Consider the following 19,615-nt stretch of genomic DNA (forward strand, 5'->3'; position numbering starts at 1 on the left):
CGAATGACAAAAAAACAGCAAAATAGTAATTGAGGATACATCTGTAGGAGCGATTCATGCATTCAAGCACCCAGCCGCAGGATTTGGCGTGGCAGTTCTGGCTGGCTTTACCACTCTATCCATTTGGCAAGCGGCGGACGCTTTGCACGGAAGTTGTGCGGGATACGATCTGGACGTTCGACCAGCTTCAGGGCTTTTTCTATGCGGTTGTCACGATTCGGATGACTGTTGTTAAGCTTAATGCTGGTGGTTTGTTGATCTATGCACCCGTTGCCCCAACAAAAGAGTGCATTCGCATGGTGAATGAGTTGGTGGCAAAGTATGGTGATGTGAAGTATATTATTTTGCCTACCAGTTCGGGATTGGAACACAAGATTTTTGTTGGTCCTTTCGCTCGATGTTTTCCTCAATCCCAGGTTTTCGTGGCTCCGAATCAGTGGAGTTTTCCGCTTAATTTACCGCTGTCGTGGTTGGGATTTCCCCGAAAACGCACTCAAGTACTACCGGAAAACTCTAAACAGGCTCCCTTTGGGGCAGAATTCGACTATGCCGTGTTGGATCTGGACTTAGGCAAGGGGTCTTTTGCAGAAGTCGCACTTCTCCACAAGCGATCGCGCACTCTGCTATTAACTGATTCCATCATCTCCATCCCAGAAGAACCACCCGCGCTTTTGCAGTTAGATCCGTATCCTTTGCTGTTTCATGCGAGAGATAGTGGGGACGAGGCAATGGAAGACACTCCCGCCAATCGCCGTAAGGGATGGCAGCGGATTTGCTTGTTTGCAACTTACTTCCGTCCTGGGACGGTGGAAACAGCAGGACTGGTGCAGATGTTAAGCGATGCTGCCAAAGCCAAAGAGCGATCGCGACAAGCTTACTTTGGCTTATACCCGTTCCGTTGGCAAGCAGGATGGCAGCGATCGTTCGATATGCTCCGTAGCAACGGTCGTCCGTTTGTCGCTCCAATCTTGCAAACTCTAATTTTTCCCCAAGCACCACAACAAGTTTTAGACTGGGCAGATAAGGTAGCAACTTGGGATTTCGGGCGGATTATTAGCTGTCACCTTGACGCACCGATCGCTACAACTCCTTATGAATTCCGACAGGCTTTTGCTTGCCTAGAACAAAATCCCCGCACGAGCCAAAATGCGCCTCTACCAGAAGCAGATTTTGGATTCTTGCGGCAACTGGAAACATTTTTAGTCAGATATGGCGTTGCCACACCAGCTAAAGAGAAAGTTTAACAAACAGTTATCAGTCAGCGTACAGACGTTACATGTAACGTCTGTACAAAGTTGTCAGTTGACTTGTTCTTACACCCCACACCCCATTCTTTTCACTAGTTACTGGTTCAATGCGGCAGTATATACTTAATGTCAGGAAGCGTCGCCAGACTGTGATTCATGAACTCAGAATTGTTGACAAGATTGCGCGCTTGCTGTAAGGATGAAGCGGCATTCGAGCAGATGCAACAACTTCTGATTGACAAAATTCAACCTTTAAAGCAAGAAATAGAGCGCGCGAATTTACAGGTAGAAAGGCAGAAAGCCCTGTTTAACGCGATCGCCCGACTCCGAGAACCCCTCGATCTTGAAGCGATTTTTCAAGCCACGGCTACCGAGGTGCGTCAACTTTTGGTAGCAGACCGAGTGGGAATGTTTCGCTTCTATGCTGATTCTGATTGGAATGACGGAGAATTTGTGTCTGAGGATGTTGCCGCTGATTTTGGCTCAGCCATAGCGCAGAAAGTCCACGATCGTTGCTTTGGCGATCGATATGCCATCCATTACCAACAGGGACGGGTGCAGGCAGTTGCCGACATCTACGACGCTGGGCTGAGTGACTGCCACATTGAGATCCTCGCCCGATTTCAAGTTCGGGCTAACTTGGTCGTGCCACTCCTACAGGGACAAAATCTCTGGGGATTGCTCTGCATTCATCAATGTCGCGCCCCGCGTCAGTGGCAGGAAACCGAGATCGAATTTGTCCATCAGATTGCCAATCATCTAGGGGTGGCTCTCCAGCACGCCGAACTACTTGCAGAATTACGGGCAGAGATTGTCGAACGACAGCAAGCCGAACAACGCGCTCAAGAGTTGAATCAGGAATTGCAGCAAGCGATCGTCGAACTGAAGGCGGTGAATAAGGAATTGGAAGCCTTTAGCTATTCAGTCTCCCACGATTTGCGCGCGCCCTTACGCAGTATTGACGGCTTTAGCCAGGCATTGCTGGAAGACTGCCTTGACCAATTAGATAGTACCGGACAAGACTATCTGCACCGCATCCGCTCCGCTACCCAGCGGATGGGGCAGTTGATTGACGATCTCCTCACCCTATCGCGAGTTACTCGCAGCGAGATGAGCAGGGAATCAGTCGCTCTGAGCCGATTAGCCAGTCGTATCTGCACGGATTTACAGATGGCTCATCCAGATCGGCAGGTGGAGTTTGCAGTTCAACCTGGTTTAGTTGTCCAAGGAGATCCCCGTCTGCTGGAAGTTTTATTAGATAATTTATTGAATAATGCTTGGAAATTTACCTCTAGGCAGTTGCAGGCAAAAATTGAATTTGGGGCGATCGCACAGGAAAATGGGATTCCCGCTTTCTTTGTGCGGGATGATGGCGTAGGCTTTGACATGGTTTATGCTGACAAGTTATTTAGACCGTTCCAGCGATTGCATGGTATGAACGAATTTTTCGGTAATGGAATTGGACTTGCTACAGTGCAGCGAATCGTGCATCGGCATGGGGGACGGGTGTGGGCAGAAGGGGCATTGACACGGGGAGCAACGTTTTATTTCACGCTCTTCGCAGAGGAGGTCGAGGCATGAATGGGAATGGCGATCGCAAAGTCATTCTTCTCGTAGAAGATAATCCTGACGACGAAGCATTGGCAATCCGCGCCCTTAAACGCCATCACATCGGGAATGATATTGTCGTCGCCCATGATGGAGTCGAAGCCCTGGACTACCTGTTTGGCACGGGCATATATGCACAACGAGATGTCAGCAGTAAACCGACCGTAGTTTTGTTGGATCTAAAGCTACCTCGCGTCGATGGGCTTGAAGTTTTACGCCGTTTACGGGAAGATGAACGCACTAAACTATTGCCCGTGGTCGTCTTGACGACTTCTAGCGAAGAGCGAGATTTGCTCAATAGTTACAGCTTGGGGTGCAACAGTTATATTCGCAAACCCGTGGATTTTCTTCAGTTTTCCGAGGCAATTCGGCAATTAGGGATGTATTGGCTATTGATGAACGAACCACCACCGCTTTAGGAAAGCGCGATGAACCTTCACCTACGCATTCTAGTTGTCGAGGATTCGGAAGACGATATGCTGCTAATGCTGCGGGAACTGCGGCGGAGCGGCTATAGCGTGGATTACGAGCGGGTAGAGACTGCTGCCCAGATGCAGGCGGCGCTCGATCGCCAGTCGTGGGATATTGTCATTGCCGATTACACTCTACCTGCGTTTAGCGCTCCAGATGCCCTGAAACTATTGCAAAGCCAGCAGCGTAATTTACCGTTTATCATTGTCTCCGGTACGATTGGCGAAGAAACTGCTGTTGCTGCGATGAAAGCGGGAGCGCACGACTACATCACCAAGGGTAATTTAGCTCGGTTAATGCCTGCGGTGGAGCGAGAACTGCGCGAGGCGAAGGAACGACAAAAACGACATAACGCAGAACAGGCATTAAGAGAAAGCGAAGAACGGTTTCGTCAATTGGCAGAAAACATTGCCGAGAGCGTGTTTTGGATGTCAGACCCCAAAGCGCGTCAGCAACTCTACGTCAGCCCTGCCTACGAACGTATCTGGGGGCGATCCTGCGAGAGTTTGTATGCCAACTTTATGGAATGGTTAGAGGCAATTCATCCTGAAGATCGGCAACGCATTCAAACGAAATTCTTCGAGCAGGCTTTAGCAGGTCATTACGATGAAGAGTATCGAATTATCCGTCCCGATGGCTCGATCCGATGGATTCGCGATCGCGGTTTTCCAATTCAAAATGACTCTGGTGCATCTTACCGCGTGGTAGGCATTGCGGAAGATATTACTACTCGCAAGCTGACAGAAGCAGCCCTGCGCCACGCCCAACGTTTGGAAAGTCTGGGGACTCTGGCAAGTGGCATTGCCCACGACTTCAACAATATTCTCACTCCGATTCTGGCAACCGCTCAACTGCTATCTCTAAAACTCCCCTAGACGAGCAGGATCGACACCTACTCCAGCTGATCGAAGACAGTGCCAAACGCGGGGCAGATTTGGTTAAGCAAATTTTAGTCTTTGCTCGTGGGGTGGAAGGCAAGCGAGTGCCATTGCAACTCAGACATATATTGTCAGAAGTCATGCACGTTGCCCGCCAAACCTTCCCCAAAACCATTGAAATTTATACAGACTTTCCCACTGCTAATCTTTGGACGGTTGCTGCCGATGCTACCCAACTGCATCAGGTATTCATGAATCTCTGCGTTAATGCCCGCGATGCCATGCCCAATGGTGGAACTCTCGGGCTTGCAGCTGAAAATAAACTCGTTGATGAAGCCTGTACTCGGATGAATCCAGAAGCTAGCCCGGGTTCTTACGTGGCGATCGCGATTTCGGATACAGGAACGGGAATTCCATCTGAACTGTTAGAGCGAATTTTTGACCCCTTTTTCACGACTAAAGAAGTAGGCAAAGGGACAGGACTGGGTTTATCCACTGCGTTAGGCATTGTGAAAAACCACGGTGGTTTTGTCAAGGTGTACAGCGAGGTGGGAAGAGGGTCGCAATTTAAAGTCTACTTACCTGCGATCGAAGATGCAGAAACTCAGCCAGCAGCAGAACTCGCGCTTTTGACTGGTAACAACGAGTTAATTCTGATTGTGGAAGACGAACTATCGATCCAACAGGTGACTCAAACCTCCTTGGAAGAGTACAATTACAGGACTCTGATTGCCAAAGATGGGATTGAGGCGATCGCTCTCTATGCCGCTCGTAAGTATGAGATCGATCTCGTACTGATGGATGTGATGATGCCGTTGATGGATGGGTTAACTGCAACTCGCACCCTACAAAAACTCAATCCTAAAATCAAGGCGATTGTTACGAGTGGTTTAGCATCGAATAGCCTGATGGCTGAAATAACCGAAATCGGTGTCAAAGCATTTTTACCCAAGCCCTATACGACGAAAGAATTATTGGACGCAATACATAAAGTTTTGCAGCTTGATAGGTAATTGGTTGTTGGTAATTGGTAATTGGTAATTGGTAATTGGTAGTTGAGTGGTGCGTGGTGCGTGACAAGAATTTCATTTAATTCTTCTGACTCCTGTACGGGCGGGTTCACCCGAAATCTTCGTCGGAGTTAGAGATCTTTGGTGAACCCGCCCTTACGACTCCTTCTGATAACTGATTTACAGCTCAAATTCCACTTTGACGACATCCGCAGCCCGATGCAGGTGGAAACCGAGTTTTTCACAGACTTTTTGCATGGCTCGATTTTCGGCGAGAATTTCGCCAGTAATGCGAGCGAGTTTTTCGTCACGTCCGACTTGTAATAGACGACTCAATAATTCCGTACCTAACCCTTGTCGCTGATGGCGATCGCCTACCAAAATAGCAAATTCTGCTTCGTTGAAGCCGTGTAATTTACTCAGACGACCAACTGCTAATATTTCTCTTGTTGAGGTTTGTGGATGATGGTACTCCGCGACTAATGCCATTTCGCGATCGTAATCGATAAAGCATATCCGCGTTAGTCTTTCGTGTGCGATTCGCTGACTTAACTTAATCAAATGAAAATAACGAAAATAGACACTTTCTTCCGATAGAGTTTGATGAAACTGCACCATTAAAGGTTCGTCTTCGGGACGAATCGGACGAATAGTAACGATCGTGCCATCTCTCATCGTCCATTGACTCACGTACTGCTCGGGATAGGGACGAATCGCCAGTTTCGGCAACCGATCTTCTGGTGTTTCCGGTGAGTGCAAAACGATCCGCGCATCTAAAGCGAGGAGGGAATCAGGACGAGCTAGCAACGGATTGATATCAATCTCCTTAATCCACCGCTGTTCGACTACGAGTTGACTGAATAATACTAAAAGTTGTTCTAGTGCTTCTAGATCGATGCTTTTTCTACCTCTGACTCCTTGCAATGCTTTGTAAATTTGGGTTTGTTCCATCATTCGGCGTGCCAGAGTGGTATTTAAGGGAGGTAGGGCGATCGCTCGATCTTTAAATACCTCCACTAACTGTCCCCCTAAGCCAAATAACAGCGTAGAACCGAATTGTGGATCGAGACTGCTGCCAATAATCAATTCGTAACCATCCAATTTCAGCATCGGTTGAACGGTAACGCCTAAGAATAGTGGTGCGTGGTGTGTCGTGCGTGGTGCGTGGGGTTTTGTAGGGGCGCACGGCTGTGCGCCCATACCGGAGTGAGGAGGATTATTTTGGACGTATTGGTTGACAGAATTTTCAATTTTGTGGTACGCAGAACGCACGGCATCGGCATCGGGTAAATTTAACTGCACGCCGCCGACATCGGTTTTGTGGGTAATGGTTTCGGAAAAGAGTTTCAGGACGACGGGATATCCAATGCGATCGCTATATTCAACTGCTTCTGCTTCACTTCTGGCAATGTAAGTCGGAACGACGGGAATACCATAAGCAGCTAGCACTTGCTTAGATTCAACCTCCGTCAAAATCGTGCGTCCCTGCTGTCGTGCTGTATCAATAATTTGTGTCACCAGAGAACAGCTGTTGCTATCTGCTAAATTTACTGGTAGAGCAGGAGTTTCATATATTCCCCGCAAATTGTAGCTATAACGCCACATGAGACTGAATACGCGGGCGGCTGTATCTGGATATTGATAAGTAGGAATGCCAGCATCGTTAAGAATCTTTTCCCCGTCGATGACATCTGCACCGCCCATCCAACTCGCCAGAATCGGTTTATCTTGTAGAGACGTTACAGGTAACGTCTCTACATAAGATTTCAATGCTTCTGCCGTCTTGGTAGGGTCAGTCATGGCTTGCGGGGTTAAGATTACTAACAAACCATCACTATTTGGGTCTTTTGCTGCGACCTCTAAGGCTTGAGTGTAACGCTGGGGTTCGGCATCTCCTAAAATGTCAATTGGGTTGCTGCGGCTCCAGTGGGTAGGCAGGAATCGATTCAATTCAGTGCGAGTCTCCTCGCTTAATTCTGACAGTTCTCCCCCCATAGCAATCAAGGCATCGGTAGTTAGTACCCCAGGTCCACCAGCATTGGTCAGAATTGTCAAGCGCCGACCTTTGGGACGGGGTTGTTTTGCTAAAACCTCCGCCATATCAAATAAGTCAGAGATCCGGTTGACTTGCAACACGCCGGAACGCCGGAAAGCTGCATCTAATACCACATCGCTACCAGCTAGCGCTCCTGTATGGGAAGCCGCTGCTTTTGCTGCTGCCTCCGTCCGACCTGCTTTGAGGACGATAATTGGTTTGGTCAGTGCAACTTCCCTAGCTGCCGAAAGGAACGATCGCGCATTACCAATAGACTCCATGTAAATGACGATGCTTTTGGTATGAGGATCGTCACCGAGATAGTAAATTAAATCGCCCCAATTAACATCGAGCATGGAACCGATGGAGACAAAGGCGCTAAAACCAACATTTTCTTGCTTGCTCCAGTCGAGGATCGCCGTGCAGAGCGCTCCACTTTGGCTGATGAAACCCACATTACCAGGTCGGGCGATCGCGCTAGCAAACGTAGCATTTAAGCCTGTACGCGGACTCATCACCCCCAAGCAGTTAGGACCGACAATTCGCAGATTGCCTCGACGTGCTTGTTCCAGCACTTGCCGTTCTAACTCGATCCCAGCTACTCCAGCTTCTTTAAATCCAGCAGAAATAATAATCGCACCTTTAACTCCTGCGGCGACACATTCTGCGATCGCCCTTGGTACGCTAGGAGCGGGGATAGCTATGACTGCGAGATCGACTGGCGCGGGAACATCTTGAATGGTGGGATAAGCTTTAATTCCCAATACGCTAGGACGTTTGGGATTGACGGGAAATACAGTTCCCCCAAAGGGATTGCTGATGAGATTCCATAGCAGGGTACGTCCGACGCTACCTTGTTTTTCGCTAGCTCCAATTACAGCAACGTTCTGGGGAGCAAAAATTGAGTTGAGGGGGTTGCTCGACTGCTCGGAGCGGAGAATGTCATGAGCGCGTTCGGCGATCGTTTGTTGTCTCACTGCGGCTCACCTTTGCTAAGTCAAAAGTTTAAAGTCAAAAGTTCTCTGTAGAGACGTTACATGTAACGTCTCTACACATGTAACATCTCTACAGAAAAATGTTCGTATATGGATTCAATAAAGTTCTGCAAAATAGGCGATCGCTCGTCCTTTCGCCATGCTACAGCAATTTCAATTTCAGGAGTTGGTTCTATAAGCGATCGATATATCACCCCGGCTCGCTGTAAATTTTGTAGAGAAGACGGTACTAGCGCCACTCCTACACCACCTGCTACTAAACTAATGCTAGTTTGTAGTTGTATTGCTTCTTGCACTGCTATTGGACTAAACTCCGTCTGTTGAAAAAATTGCCTAATTTGATTGTAAAGTCCACTACCTAAACGGGCAGGTGGCAAAACGAATAATTCTTGACTCAAGGCTCGAATTGATATTTGAGTGGATGTAGCGAGAGGATGAGTTTCTGGGATTGCGATCGCCATGCCTTCTTTTAACACGGAAACTATTTCTAACTCTATTTCTTCTACATCGATTGGTAAGTAAAGAATACCCGCATCAATTTGCTGTTGTTGTAACTGCAAGATTTGTTGCGGCGTTGTCAATTCATGTAAATCCAATACTACCTCTGGACATCGTTCTCGAAAGGCTTTTAATAAGGTGGGTAAAACGCTATATGTCGCCGAACTATTAAACCCCAAGCTCAAACGTCCAATTTCGCCGCGACTCGCTCGTTGTGCTGCTTCCACAGCTTGCTCGATTTGCCTAAGTAACTGTCGTACTTTTTCTAAAAATACTCGACCCGCAACAGTCAATTCTACACGTCGTTTAGTGCGATCGAATAACCTGACTCCAATTTCAGCTTCTAAATCGCGAATTTGCTGACTTAGTGGCGGTTGAGCCATATGGAGACGTTCGGCGGCGCGACTGAAATTTAATTCCTCCGCGACAGCGATGAAATAGCGCAGGTGGCGAAGTTCCATGATGGTAATTGGTAATTGGTAGTTGGTAGTTGGTGGTTGGTGGTTGTAGTTATCCTCCGTGTCTTCCTTGTCCCGACTCCCGACTCCGTAAAGGCGCACAGATGTGTGCCCCTACCAACTCCCATATTTATATATTTAAAATATAAATATTTTACTAAATATATATTGGACATATGAAAAAAGCTTTTTTACAGTACAGGTAAGTACGCAATGGATACATCAGATGAGTAATATCAATATTCAAATTCGATTGGCAACGGTTGAGGATTTAGAGCAAGTATTTTCGTTTATCCGTCAAAAAGCAGCATTTGATGGATATCTAGACGAACTGCAAGCAACTCCCCAGCAGTTAGAGACAACATTATTTGGGCGATCGCCCCTAGCGAGAGTATTATTGGCAGAAGTCGATAACTGCGCGATCGCATTTGCCTTATTTTTCTACACCTACTCCAGTTTTCTCGGTAAACCGAGTATCTGGCTCGACGATTTATTTGTACAGCCACATATGCGCGGACAAAGAGTCGGAACCGCATTACTCAACTACTTATCAACCCTCGCCAGCGAGAACGATTGCGGACGCATAGAATGGACAGTGAACGTCAACAACGATCGCGGCATCGAATTTTACCAAAAACAAGGCGCGCAAATACTCAACAACCTGCGCTTGTGTCGTCTCAGTTATTAGTGACTGGGGAACAGGAGACAGGCAACGGGGAACAGTTATTTTGACTTTTGACTTTTAACTTTTGACTTTTGACTTTTCACCAGCCCTTAAAATTATTTACGGCACACATGGAGATCGATCGTGGCAAAGATTAACGATAACTACCTGAAACTCAAAGCAGGCTACCTGTTTCCTGAAATTGCGCGGCGGGTGAATGCATTTGCTGAGGCGAATCCCGAGGCAAAAATTATCCGGTTGGGAATTGGCGATGTCACCGAACCATTACCAGAAGCTTGTCGCGCGGCGATGATTCAAGCTGTCGAAGAAATGGGCGATCGCGCTACTTTTAAAGGCTACGGTCCCGAACAAGGTTATGCTTGGTTACGGGAAAAGATTGCTAGCCACGATTTTCAATCGCGAGGATGCGATATTGACGCATCAGAAATTTTTATTTCTGATGGTTCTAAGTGCGATACGGGCAATATTCTCGATATTTTTGGCAAAGATAACACGATTGCCGTTACCGATCCTGTATATCCCGTGTATGTCGATACGAATGTGATGGCTGGACATACGGGAGAGGCAAATGAGAAAGGCGAGTATGGGGGGTTAGTCTATCTTCCCGTGACGGCAGAAAACAACTTTACTGCCGAGATTCCGACTCAAAAAGTCGATTTAATCTATCTCTGTTTCCCTAACAACCCTACAGGTGCGACAGCAACGCGGGAACATCTCCAAGTATGGGTAAACTACGCCAAAGCTAACAATTCCATAATTTTCTTCGATGCTGCCTACGAAGCATACATCACAGATCCCGATCTACCCCATTCTATTTATGAAATTGAGGGGGCTAGAGATTGCGCGATCGAATTTCGTTCTTTTTCTAAAAATGCTGGCTTTACAGGTACGCGCTGCGCTTTAACTGTCGTACCCAAAACCCTCAAGGCAAAGGCTGCTGATGGTTCCGATGTAGAATTGTGGAAATTGTGGAATCGCCGTCAGTCCACTAAATTTAATGGTGTATCTTACATCGTGCAGCGTGGTGCTGAGGCAGTTTATTCGGAAGCAGGGAAGTCACAAATTAACGCTCTTGTCAATTTTTATCTAGAAAACGCCAAAATCATCCGTACTCAACTGATGGCTGCGGGTTTAGAAGTGTATGGCGGCGTGAATGCACCTTATGTCTGGGTAAAAACCCCGCACGGTTTATCCAGTTGGGATTTCTTTGATAAGCTACTGCAAGTTTGCAATGTGGTGGGAACGCCTGGTTCGGGATTTGGTGCGGCTGGTGAAGGCTACTTCCGTATCTCTGCATTCAACAGTCGCGAGAACGTGGAAGAAGCGATGAAACGGATTGTCGAGAAGTTTAAAGTGTAGAGCGAAAATACAGTGTAGGGGCGAGTTCACCAAAAATCTCTATACTTAGGTGAAGATCTATCTAAACTCGCCCCGATCGATCTGCTGTCAATTTCCCTATGACGACCACGATTCCTGTTGTCAAACCTGTTAGCCAAATGCAGCTGGCTCCTGGTAGTGTAGTGACTATTCCCAACGTCAGTTGGCAAGAATTTGAGTTAATCTTGCACGAATTAACAGTTTGCAATCGCCATAAACTCACTTATTTATCCTGACTAGATTCTGATTCTTCTGGACGCTGATATGCAGGAGGATAATCAACAAATTCATCGGTTCTAGTTGTATTAGTTGTAGCTCCTTCTGGTAAGACATCTTCGGCGGCATCAGTTGATTTGTCAGCGGCAATATCCATTTGACCCGCTGCATTTGTATTAGGTTTATCGCTTGTGCCTTTATGATTTGCATGACCGCTAGGCATGATCTTTTCCTCGCATTTTCTATATACTTTTAGATTAGACAGAGCGATCGCAGATCGACCCTATCAAAAGGCTAAGATTTCTATGCAAGATTCGACTATTTTAAGCAAGATTCTCTCCGAACATCGTCCGCCAGAAGCAATTTTTTCAACTCTACTACCAGTATTAGGAGATCTATTACAATGCGATCGCTGTTTTCTCTATTTACGCCATCCTCAAACTAATATTGGTAAAGTTGTCAGTTGTTGGTGTCGCAGTCCTGAATATCCTGATGTAACTGATTCAGACTGGAAAGCAGAACCCACCGATTTAATAAACAACGAAGACCCTTTATTTGCAGCCGCTTTGCGTGCCGAACCATCAATTTTTGTGGAAGATGTAGAGACAGCAGATCCAAAAGTGGTCAATAAAGATTTTGAGCGTAAAAATTTCGGACACCGAGCTTTAATTCACGCTCATTTATGCGACAAAAATCAATTATGGGGTATTTTACAACCCTGTGTATTCGATCAACCGAGAGTTTGGACTGAAACAGATCGTGAAATAATTTCAGATGTAATAGACAAGCTTACGCCTATAGTCGTTAATTATGTTACATCTACCCAGAATTAAATAGTAGAGTGGGCAATGCCCACCTATCTATATATAAAATAATTTAATTGTGAATCCCTCGCGATCGCAATTTTTTCTGATAATTGTCCCGTGCCGCAACCGAGATCTAAAATTCTTTCTCCTGGCAGCGGTGACAGCAACTCTAGCAGTGATTCGCCGTACTGCCACACAAACGCATGTTTACTCTCGTAGAGGGATGTATTCCAAGCATTTTCTGGCATATTTTTATCTTCGTCTGCTAGTTTCCCGGGCTTCAGGATAAATTGTAGTATCCACATGTACATATAGTAGTATATCAACGCGAGCGAAAGAGTTGACAAGTGAACTCATAACGAGTACGCTCTATCTGTATGTAGATTTGTGAAGTGAAGGAGATACCGTGCTGTCTAACCGCGAAGGACAAAAAGTACCCAGTGTTAAATTTCGGACTCGCCAGAATAACGGATGGTTGGATGTGTCTAGCGACGAGATATTTAACGGCAAGACAGTTGTAGTTTTCTCTTTGCCGGGGGCATATACACCAACTTGCTCGTCAACTCACGTTCCAGGTTACAACGATTTAGCACCAGCCTTTAAAGAGAATGGTGTTGACGAGATTGTTTGTATTTCTGTCAATGATGCCTTTGTCATGAGCGAATGGGCAAAGGATCAAGGTGCAGATAAGGTAACTTTTCTTCCCGATGGCAACGGCGAGTTTACTGACGGGATGGGAATGTTGGTAGACAAATCGGAGTTAGGATTTGGCAAGCGTTCTTGGCGCTATTCCATGCTGGTGAAAGATGGTGTAGTAGAAAAGATGTTTATCGAGCCAGAGGAACCAGGCGATCCCTTTAAAGTATCCGATGCCGAAACCATGCTCAATTACATTAACCCAGAAGCGGCAAAACCGAAGTGCGTCTCTTTGTTCGCCAAAGTTGGTTGTCCGTTCTGCACCCGTGCGAAAGAAATGCTGCAAGGACGCGGAATTGAATACGAAGAAATCGTTTTAGGGCAAGATGCGACAACCCGTTCTCTACGGGCAATGACGGGAGCAATGACAGTACCGCAAGTCTTTATCGATGGAAGGCTTATCGGTGGTTCGGAAGCATTAGAAGCCTATTTGAGTACAAACTAGGTAAGTCAAGAGTCAAGCATTCGTAGGGGCGGGTTTTGAGCGAAGATTCTTGGTTCAGATGTCAATCTAATTGCTAAACCCGCCCGTACAAAAGTCAAAAGTTAGGAATAGTAGGGGCGGGTTTTGACTTCTCTCCAATGACTGAGTACTCACACTGCCCTAAACTGTCACAATCGCGATAGAAGACTGAGGAAAGGATAAACAAGAATGATTCCGTCTTGGTTAGCGATTGGAGGAATAACATTTCTCGTCGCCTTCGGTGGCTTTTTCTTTAAGCCTCGCGATTTGAAATGGGCAGTTCAACTGGAACGCCCACATTGGTTAACTTTTGAGCCATTAATTCCAGTAATATGGATGGTGATTTTTACATGTGGGGCAATTTCAGCTTATATTGTTTGGGAAGCAGAACCAGGTAGCCTCAAGACCTGGTTATTAATGGGCTTATACCTAGTTTTAGAATTAATTACCGTTGCTTATTTACCAGTGACGCTACAACTACGTAGTTTGGCGATCGGTACGTTTGTTGGTTTCTCAGGCGTACTCTTGAGCGTATTGTTGTTACTAGCTGTCTTGCAAATCTCTGGATGGGCAGCAGCTTTGCTCATACCTTATACCATTTGGAGCCCCATCGGCACGTTTACAACTTGGGAAATGATTCGCCTCAATCCTACAGAGCAGTGAACAGTTGTCAGTTATCAGTGACTAGTGACTAGTGACTAGACCAATAAAGAATCTAGCCACTAGCCACTCAGTACTTACTACTCACTTAATCATGATGAAATCTTGGATGGTAATCGGGGCTGTGACGCTGTTGGTGGCACTTGGTTCAAATTTCTTTACACCAAGCGATCGCAAATGGTTTAAGCGCTTGCGCCGCCCTAACTGGTTGACGTTTGAAGCGTTAATTCCCGTCATTTGGACGGTCGTATTTATTTGCGGTGCTTGGTCGGCTTATATCGTGTGGGAAAATACGGGTAGCTGGTTGCTGATGGGGTTTTACCTGTTGGTAGAAATTCTAATCGTTTCCTACACGCCTGTGATGTTTAGGACTCGCAGCCTCAAAATTGGGACGATTATTGGTGGTACGGGTGCGATCGCTGGTCTATTATTAGCCTTAACTGTCCTCAGCGTTTCCCCTTGGGCGGCGGCTTTACTCCTACCATATCTAATTTGGAGTCCGATTGGCACTTACACGACTTGGGAAATGGCAAAATTGAATCCCCAGGATGTCTAACGATAAGTTATAGCTTGCTTCTACCCCTGTTTGCATGTAAGTTGATACACTAAAAGCTCAACCATTACTTCGATCGCGGGTAAATCAGCACATAATGTTACCTGAGGCAACCCCTTTCGGGAGTCGTTTATGCCGCAGGATAATCCAATTGCAATCGAATTTCACGATGTCACGTTCATTCAGAACGGACGGGCGCTGGTATCAAATCTCAATTTCACCATCGGGCGAGGTGAAGTTTTAGTCTTATTGGGACGCAGTGGTAGTGGCAAAACTACGACCATGAAGTTGATCAATCGTCTGTTCGTCCCTTCTCACGGTGAGATTCTGTTTGAAGGCATTCCTACAACCAAGTGGGATGAAATCAAATTACGCCGTCAGATGGGATACGTGATTCAGGAGACAGGTTTGTTTCCGCATTTCACGATCGAACGAAATGTGGGCTTAGTGCCAGCTTTAGAAAGTTGGAAACCCAAACAAATTAAGGCACGAGTTTACGAACTGTTAAACTTAGTTGGTTTGGAACCGGAGCAATTCGCTCATCGTTACCCCCGCGAACTTTCTGGAGGACAACGACAGCGTGTAGGAGTCGCTAGGGCGCTAGCTGCCGATCCGCCCGTGTTATTGATGGACGAACCTTTCGGCGCGCTCGATCCAGTCACTCGTCTAGAAATTCAACAGCAGTTTCGCCGCTTGCAACAGCAGTTAGGCAAAACCGTAATTTTCGTAACGCACGATATTCAGGAAGCTTTTATTTTGGCTTCTCGAATTGGTCTCATGCAAGCAGGACGGATGCTGGTGTTAAGTACGCCAGAAGAGTTTTTAAAATCTCCCAAGCCAGAGGCGCGTGCTTTTATCAAAGGGTTACCACCATTTGCTCAGATTTATAATTCTGGTGAGAAGAACGGAAAATGAACTTGAGTGAATTTTTTCTGGTGAAGTACGCGCCGGAGATTTTACAGGAAACTGCTACCCATATCCTCTTGGTAGGAATTTCAATTGGTGTTGCGACTTTGGTAGGTATTCCGCTAGGGATCTGCATCACCCGTAAACCCAGCCTGCGTCAGCCAATCTTGGGAATTGCTAACGTGTTGCAAACAATTCCTAGTTTGGCACTATTTGGATTTTTGATTTCCGTGCCGCTAATTGGCGGAATTGGGGCGCGGACGGCGATTATTGCTCTAACCCTCTATTCTCTCCTACCAATTATTCGCAATACCTATACAGGAATTATTAACGTCGATCCGGCAATTCGTGAGGCAGGAAAGGGGATGGGCATGACCGATCGCCAGTTACTCTTGCAAGTCGAGGTTCCGTTGGCGCTAGGGGTGATTTTAGCAGGGGTAAGGGTAGCTACGGTGATTGCGATCGGGGTTGCCACGATCGCAGCAGCAATTGGCGCTGGCGGCTTGGGCGTGTTTGTATTTCGGGGAATTGCAATGGTCAACAATCAGTTGATTCTGGCAGGAGCAGTTCCGGCGGCGGTGTTAGCAATTTTAGCAGATTGGGCGATCGCTACTTTGGAACGCCGTTTAACGCGCCGAGGTACTTGGGAGCGGGGGAGCAGGGGAGCAGAGGAGCAGGGGAGATTGGTGCAGTCTTAGCAGAGAGCGCACGAGCGATCGAGCAGGGAACCTATGCTTTCAAGCATAGGATTGAAATGTAGATTTTACTCAACTAAACAGGTGACACAATTGCCGTGCGAATTTGTTCGATATACTGATAAAAATTCCCGCTGTTAAGCCGATAGCTTAAGGGATGAGCGATCAGTCTTGCCGTACTTTCAAACAATGTTTCAATCTCGATTAATCCATTTTCTTGTAGCGTTCTACCAGTAGAAACTAAGTCAACAATTGCCTCAGACATACCCGTAATTGGTCCCAATTCTACAGAACCGTATAAAGTAATAATTTCTACTGGTAAATCTAAATTTTCAAAATACTCGCGGGCGCAATTAACAAACTTAGAAGCAACTCTTCCGTGAGCTGGTAATTCTAAAGCCGAACGATAAGGACTAGAAGCTTTGACAGCCACAGAGAGCCGACAAGAACCGAATTTTAAATCGGCTAGATTGGCAACTTTCGGTTTTTTCTCGCGTAATACATCATAGCCAACAATTCCTAATTGTGCCTGTCCGTATTCTACGTAAACGGGTACATCTTGCGCCCGTACTAATAAAGCTTTGGCAATATTATTCGAGTCTTGAATCTGTAATTGACGATTGCTGGAATCGAGAAATGCACTAAAATCTAAACCGACAGATTGCAACAAACGGATACTATCTTTTAAAAGTGCGCCTTTGGGTAGTGCTACGGTAATCATGGCTAGGGAGTAGGGAGTAGGGAATAGGGGAAGAAACAGAAGACAAGTCCTGATTCTCACAAAAAACTATTATGCCCTGAAACTAGAACGATCGCGATTGTATAATTCTGATTTTCTATATTAGTGAGACACTGCCAGATTGCAGCCAGTGTAAGAATAGAAATATCGCGTAATCTATCCGTGCAGCCAAGATTGATATGAAAATCTTGTTAGTTGACGATGAAGTTGAACTAACCGATCCTCTTAGTCGCCTCCTCAGCCGTGAAGGATACGAGGTTGATGTGGCATATGATGGGAACAAAGGTAGCAATTTGGCTACTCAGAAGACTTATGACTTACTGATCCTCGATTGGATGCTCCCCCACCAATCGGGGTTAGATATTTGTCAGCAATTACGCCGCAGTGGTAAAAATACACCTGTCCTCTTCCTGACTGCTAAAGATACGATAGACGATCGCGTGCAAGGTTTAGATGCGGGTGCAGATGATTATATTGTTAAGCCTTTTGAATTACGCGAATTACTTGCAAGAGTCCGCGCTTTGTTACGGCGAGGCGCTGTAGATTTAAATCTAGCTGCAACTCAACGTTTACAAGTTGCAGATTTAGAATTAGATGTGGAAAATCGCTTAGCTTATCGTCAAGGACGCACGATTGAGTTGTCAGAGAAAGAGACTAAGCTTTTAGAATTTTTTATGCGTCATGTCGGACAAGTTTTAACTCACGACCAAATTCATCAATATTTATGGACTGAAGAGGAACAACCGAGCAGTAATGTTTTAGCTGCTTTAGTTCGGTTATTAAGACGCAAAATTGAAGCGAAGGGAGAAATAGTGTTAGTTCATACTGTTTATGGTAAGGGTTATCGGTTTGGAGATGGTCATGGGTAATTGGTAAATGGTAATAGAAAGTATCAAATGTTTGGTAAACTCGCTCCTACAGATGCTACGCTCTCTCAATGCGATATTCTAATAAATATAAAATATTTTCATTTGTCTTTTTGTGTTCGTATTCTCTCACAACTTTTCCGCCCAATGTTTCTGGAATTTTACGACTGGCAATGTTGGCGCGATCTACAGGATAAAGAAAATATTCATAATCTAGATTTTGCTCAGCCCAATTTTTGATACCTCTAATTGCTTCTAGCCCATACTTACGACCGTGGGCTGTTTTTTTTAACCAAATGCCAAATTCTGGAGTTTTGCCAAGCATACCATGAAGACCTGCACAGCCTAAGAATTCTTGCGAATCCTTTTTTAAGATAACCAGCCTGAGATCGCTACCCTTTTTTAAATCTAGAATTGCATTCTCAATAAATGCTTCTATTTCAGCAATATGTTGGGGCGATCGCGGACACATATATTTAGTAATATCTTCAGTAAATTCTGAAAAGATTTCTTCTTTATACGCCATCGATACAGGTTTTAATCTGAGGCGATTTGTTAATATCTCCGTGCTAAGTAAATCCATTTTTATGTCACGCATCAGTCGTAGGCGAAGCGTAGCGTTAGACGCTAAGACGCTAAGAAGAACACAAAGAATAGTCGCTCCTTGCTCCTCACTACTCCAAAACAAAGCCAGCGTCGCGAATCATGTCTAAGTCCATTTGTGTTGCTTGTCCTGGGGTGGTGAGATAGTCGCCAATGAAGATGGAGTTGGCGGGATATAATCCTAACGGTTGGAGCGATCGCAAATGGACTTCTCTACCTCCGGCAATCCGAATTTCTTGTGATGGTAGCAAGAATCTAAATAGACATAATATTCGCAGGCAGCGTTGCGGATTGAGTTGTTGCAACCCTGCTAGTGGTGTACCTGGTATTGGGATCAAAAAGTTAATTGGTACGCTTGTTACTTCTAATTGTCGCAGTGACAGAGCTAAATCGATAATATCGTCATCTGACTCACCCATCCCGATTATTCCGCCCGAACAAGTCGTAATTCCAGCAGCTTTAACATTCTCCACCGTCGCCACGCGATCGCTAAAAGTATGAGTCGTACAAATTTGTTCGTGGTGCGACTCTGCTGTATTGAGATTGTGGTTGACTCTATCGACTCCGGCTGCTGCTAAACGCTGCGTTTGTGACTCACTCAATAACCCCAAACAAGCACAAATTTTCAAATCGTAATTTGCCTTGACTTCTCGCACGGCTGCTAAAAATTTGGCAAAAGTTGTTTCGTTAGGCGATCGCCCAGACAGTACCATGCAGAATGTACCTGCTTTTAAACTAGCCGCCCGTGCTGCGGCAGCTAAAATTTTTTCTTGTGCCATCAACGGATATTTCTCAATTTCTGCTGTCGAGATTTTCGACTGAGAACAATAATGGCAATCTTCAGGGCAAAGTCCACTTTGGGCATTGAGCAAAAAGTGTAGTCGAACGCGATTACCCCAATAATGTTTGCGAACTTTATAAGCTGCTGCTAGCTGTTCGAGTAACACTTCATTAGGGGCGCTGAGTACGGCTAAAGCTTCTTCACGGCTGATAAGATCTCCTGCTAAGGAGCGATCGGCAAGTTGATTCCAATTTGGTAAGGTGATGGTTTGGGGCATTGGTAGTTGGTAGTTGGTAGTTGGCGATCGGCAGTTGTTGGTTGTTGCTAATTTTTTGACTTTTGACTTTTGACTTTTGACTTTTGACTTTT

21 protein-coding genes and 1 pseudogene are annotated in these 19,615 nt (G+C 45.8%); 15 read left to right on the top strand and 7 right to left on the bottom strand.

Translation table 11 applies throughout. The annotated features are described in order from the left end of the window. The first annotated feature begins 56 nt into the window (after positions 1–56). The 5 genes from M5J74_RS12620 to M5J74_RS12640 all read left to right on the top strand — a co-directional run bounded on the left by M5J74_RS12620 (position 57) and on the right by M5J74_RS12640 (position 5,217). The gene (locus M5J74_RS12620; protein ID WP_015154447.1) at positions 57–1,244 is read left to right on the top strand and encodes a DUF4336 domain-containing protein; all 1,188 of its coding nucleotides are present in this window, start codon (positions 57–59) and stop codon (positions 1,242–1,244) included. Positions 1,245–1,403: 159 nt separating this feature from the next. Next, positions 1,404–2,828, top strand: a complete 1,425-nt coding sequence (locus M5J74_RS12625) for a GAF domain-containing protein (protein ID WP_250016865.1) — start codon at positions 1,404–1,406, stop codon at positions 2,826–2,828. Further along, entirely contained in the window at positions 2,825–3,274 is a 450-nt protein-coding gene (locus M5J74_RS12630; RefSeq protein ID WP_015154449.1) for a response regulator, read from the top strand. The genes M5J74_RS12625 and M5J74_RS12630 overlap by 4 nt, the downstream gene beginning before the upstream one ends. Positions 3,275–3,283: 9 nt before the next feature. Further along, the gene (locus tag M5J74_RS12635) at positions 3,284–4,201 is read left to right on the top strand and encodes a PAS domain-containing protein (RefSeq protein WP_250016866.1); all 918 of its coding nucleotides are present in this window, start codon (positions 3,284–3,286) and stop codon (positions 4,199–4,201) included. 59 nt (positions 4,202–4,260) lie between these two features. Then, positions 4,261–5,217 carry an ATP-binding protein gene (locus tag M5J74_RS12640; protein WP_250016867.1) on the top strand — a complete coding sequence of 319 codons (957 nt, stop codon included), beginning with the start codon at positions 4,261–4,263 and terminating at the stop codon, positions 5,215–5,217. A gap of 177 nt (positions 5,218–5,394) precedes the next feature. Here the strand turns inward: M5J74_RS12640 and M5J74_RS12645 are convergent, their stop codons facing one another. Both M5J74_RS12645 and M5J74_RS12650 read right to left on the bottom strand, forming a co-directional pair. Beyond that, positions 5,395–8,226 (bottom strand): bifunctional acetate--CoA ligase family protein/GNAT family N-acetyltransferase, encoded by a 2,832-nt coding sequence (locus M5J74_RS12645; protein WP_250016868.1) that lies wholly within the window; start codon positions 8,224–8,226, stop codon positions 5,395–5,397. Between the two features lie 71 nt (positions 8,227–8,297). Next, a complete protein-coding gene (locus M5J74_RS12650; protein ID WP_250016869.1) occupies positions 8,298–9,302 on the bottom strand; it encodes a LysR substrate-binding domain-containing protein in 1,005 nt (334 codons plus the stop codon). A 124-nt stretch (positions 9,303–9,426) separates the two neighbouring features. On the opposite strand from M5J74_RS12650, the gene M5J74_RS12655 reads away from it, so the two are divergent. The 3 genes from M5J74_RS12655 to M5J74_RS12665 all read left to right on the top strand — a co-directional run bounded on the left by M5J74_RS12655 (position 9,427) and on the right by M5J74_RS12665 (position 11,498). Next, positions 9,427–9,888, top strand: a complete 462-nt coding sequence (locus M5J74_RS12655; RefSeq protein WP_106166388.1) for a GNAT family N-acetyltransferase — start codon at positions 9,427–9,429, stop codon at positions 9,886–9,888. Positions 9,889–10,008: 120 nt separating this feature from the next. Further along, positions 10,009–11,244: an LL-diaminopimelate aminotransferase gene (locus M5J74_RS12660; protein WP_250016871.1), complete on the top strand. Its 1,236-nt coding sequence runs from the start codon at positions 10,009–10,011 to the stop codon at positions 11,242–11,244. A gap of 98 nt (positions 11,245–11,342) precedes the next feature. After that, entirely contained in the window at positions 11,343–11,498 is a 156-nt protein-coding gene (locus M5J74_RS12665) for a hypothetical protein (RefSeq protein WP_199755570.1), read from the top strand. Here M5J74_RS12665 and M5J74_RS12670 read toward each other — a convergent pair. Then, a complete protein-coding gene (locus tag M5J74_RS12670) occupies positions 11,486–11,701 on the bottom strand; it encodes a hypothetical protein (RefSeq protein ID WP_250016872.1) in 216 nt (71 codons plus the stop codon). The genes M5J74_RS12665 and M5J74_RS12670 overlap by 13 nt on opposite strands. Positions 11,702–11,783: 82 nt before the next feature. Between M5J74_RS12670 and M5J74_RS12675 the strand changes: the two genes are divergently transcribed. Next, positions 11,784–12,311, top strand: a complete 528-nt coding sequence (locus M5J74_RS12675; protein ID WP_106166397.1) for a GAF domain-containing protein — start codon at positions 11,784–11,786, stop codon at positions 12,309–12,311. A gap of 65 nt (positions 12,312–12,376) precedes the next feature. Here M5J74_RS12675 and M5J74_RS33410 read toward each other — a convergent pair. Next, positions 12,377–12,532, bottom strand: a pseudogene (locus tag M5J74_RS33410) (SAM-dependent methyltransferase); the annotation flags it as partial. Between the two features lie 158 nt (positions 12,533–12,690). On the opposite strand from M5J74_RS33410, the gene M5J74_RS12685 reads away from it, so the two are divergent. The 5 genes from M5J74_RS12685 to M5J74_RS12705 all read left to right on the top strand — a co-directional run bounded on the left by M5J74_RS12685 (position 12,691) and on the right by M5J74_RS12705 (position 16,260). Next, a complete protein-coding gene (locus tag M5J74_RS12685; protein ID WP_015154459.1) occupies positions 12,691–13,425 on the top strand; it encodes a glutathione peroxidase in 735 nt (244 codons plus the stop codon). 207 nt (positions 13,426–13,632) lie between these two features. Beyond that, positions 13,633–14,106 (top strand): TspO/MBR family protein, encoded by a 474-nt coding sequence (locus M5J74_RS12690; protein ID WP_106545708.1) that lies wholly within the window; start codon positions 13,633–13,635, stop codon positions 14,104–14,106. 91 nt (positions 14,107–14,197) lie between these two features. After that, positions 14,198–14,659, top strand: coding sequence for a TspO/MBR family protein (locus M5J74_RS12695; protein WP_250016873.1), 462 nt, complete (start codon positions 14,198–14,200; stop codon positions 14,657–14,659). A 129-nt stretch (positions 14,660–14,788) separates the two neighbouring features. Continuing rightward, entirely contained in the window at positions 14,789–15,571 is a 783-nt protein-coding gene (locus tag M5J74_RS12700; RefSeq protein ID WP_250016874.1) for an ATP-binding cassette domain-containing protein, read from the top strand. Continuing rightward, entirely contained in the window at positions 15,568–16,260 is a 693-nt protein-coding gene (locus tag M5J74_RS12705; protein ID WP_015154463.1) for an ABC transporter permease, read from the top strand. Before M5J74_RS12700 ends, M5J74_RS12705 begins: the two co-directional genes overlap by 4 nt. Before the next feature lie 73 nt (positions 16,261–16,333). Here the strand turns inward: M5J74_RS12705 and hisG are convergent, their stop codons facing one another. Further along, positions 16,334–16,978 carry an ATP phosphoribosyltransferase gene (hisG, locus tag M5J74_RS12710; protein ID WP_015154464.1) on the bottom strand — a complete coding sequence of 215 codons (645 nt, stop codon included), beginning with the start codon at positions 16,976–16,978 and terminating at the stop codon, positions 16,334–16,336. Positions 16,979–17,175: 197 nt separating this feature from the next. Here hisG and rppA point away from each other — a divergent pair, with 197 nt between their 5' ends. Next, on the top strand, positions 17,176–17,865 hold the full coding sequence (rppA, locus tag M5J74_RS12715; RefSeq protein WP_250016875.1) for a two-component system response regulator RppA: 690 nt from the start codon (positions 17,176–17,178) through the stop codon (positions 17,863–17,865). Positions 17,866–17,920: 55 nt separating this feature from the next. On the opposite strand, the gene M5J74_RS12720 is transcribed toward rppA, so the two are convergent. Both M5J74_RS12720 and bioB read right to left on the bottom strand, forming a co-directional pair. After that, positions 17,921–18,460: a GNAT family N-acetyltransferase gene (locus tag M5J74_RS12720; RefSeq protein ID WP_250016876.1), complete on the bottom strand. Its 540-nt coding sequence runs from the start codon at positions 18,458–18,460 to the stop codon at positions 17,921–17,923. A 76-nt stretch (positions 18,461–18,536) separates the two neighbouring features. After that, positions 18,537–19,523 carry a biotin synthase BioB gene (gene bioB, locus M5J74_RS12725; RefSeq protein WP_250016877.1) on the bottom strand — a complete coding sequence of 329 codons (987 nt, stop codon included), beginning with the start codon at positions 19,521–19,523 and terminating at the stop codon, positions 18,537–18,539. Between the last annotated feature and the right edge of the window lie 92 nt (positions 19,524–19,615).

This window comes from Chroococcidiopsis sp. CCNUC1, assembly GCF_023546805.1.
In the GTDB taxonomy this organism is placed as follows: domain Bacteria; phylum Cyanobacteriota; class Cyanobacteriia; order Cyanobacteriales; family Chroococcidiopsidaceae; genus Chroococcidiopsis; species Chroococcidiopsis thermalis.